Source organism: Streptomyces sp. UG1, assembly GCF_049974585.1.
GTDB lineage: Bacteria > Actinomycetota > Actinomycetes > Streptomycetales > Streptomycetaceae > Streptomyces.
The window spans coordinates 1-1,244 of sequence record NZ_JBNGGG010000137.1 but is presented as its reverse complement, the minus strand read 5'-3'; the positions used below and the strand labels follow the sequence as shown (position 1 = coordinate 1,244).

Sequence of the window (1,244 nt, the reverse complement as noted above, 5' to 3'; positions counted from 1 at the left end):
CACGAGCACTGAGAGGCGAATCGCCATGTCCGGCCCGTCCGCACCCGGCGACGTTCCCGTGCCCGGTTCCGGCTCTGGCTCTGGCTCTGGCTCTGGCTCTGGCTCTGGCGTGATCGTGCGGTCCGCAGCCGCGGGTCGCGTACGGCTGACGGTTCCCTGGCTGCGGGCGCGGCCCGGATGCGCCGGGCTCGTCGACGAACGGTTCACCGATCTGCCGGGATTCCGCGCGCTGCGTATCTTCCCGCGCACCGGTGCGGTGATCGTCTGGGTGCGGCCCGATCTGGTCGACGTGGACCGGCTGGTCGCCGCCCTGGACGAGGCGCCACCGCCGGGGGTGCCCGCCAGGGCGAGTCGGTCCGTGCCGGACTCGTCCACGGGGGAGGTCGCGCGGCTGGTGGTCGGCGGTGCGGTGCTCGCCCTGGTGGGAGTGCGACGGCTGCTCGGCCGGCCCCCGTGGACCCCGGCGGGCTCGGCCGGTTTCCTCGGCGCGGTCACCGTCTTCACCGGGCTGCCGTTCTTCCGCGGCGCCGCACGCACCCTCGGCGGCAGACGCCACGCCGGCACCGACCTGCTGGTGACGACGGCAACCGTGATCTCGCTCGTGCTGCGCGAGAACATCGTCGCGCTGATGGTGCTGTGGCTGCTCAACATCGGCGAGTTCCTGCAGGCCATCACCCTGCGCCGGACCCGTCGCGCCATCGAGGAACTCCTCTCCATCGGTGAGGAGCGCGTCTGGCTGGTCCGCGACGGCGTGGAGGTCGAGGTCGACCTCGCCGAGGTCCGAGCCGGGGACGTGGTCGCGGTCTACGAGCACCACCGCATCCCCGTCGACGGCACCGCCGAGACCGGCGAAGCACTGGTCGACCAGGCCGCGATCACCGGCGAGGCGCTCCCGGTGTACGTCCAGCCCGGCAACGAGGTCTACGCCGGCACCCTCATCTCCAACGGCTCGCTCACCGTACGGGCCACCTCCGTCGGACAGGACACCGTCGTCGGGCGGATCATCACCCGGGTCGAGGAGGCACAGGCCGACCGGGCCCCGATCCATACCGTCGCCACCGCCTTCACCCGCCGCTTCGTCCCCGTCTCCTTCGCCCTCGCCGGCATCACGTACGTGCTGACCCGGGACGCCCGGCGGGCGATGACCATGCTGCTGATCGCCTGCCCCTGCGCCGCCGGCCTGGCCACCCCCACCGCGATCAGCGCCGCCATCGGCAACGGCGCCCGCCGCGGCACCCTCATCA

General features: G+C 73.0%; 1 protein-coding gene. It reads left to right on the top strand.

The annotated features are described in order from the left end of the window. Positions 1-115 precede the first annotated feature (115 nt). A partial coding sequence (locus ACP4J3_RS50675; protein WP_426545063.1) for a heavy metal translocating P-type ATPase occupies positions 116-1,244 on the top strand: 1,129 nt, incomplete at its 3' end.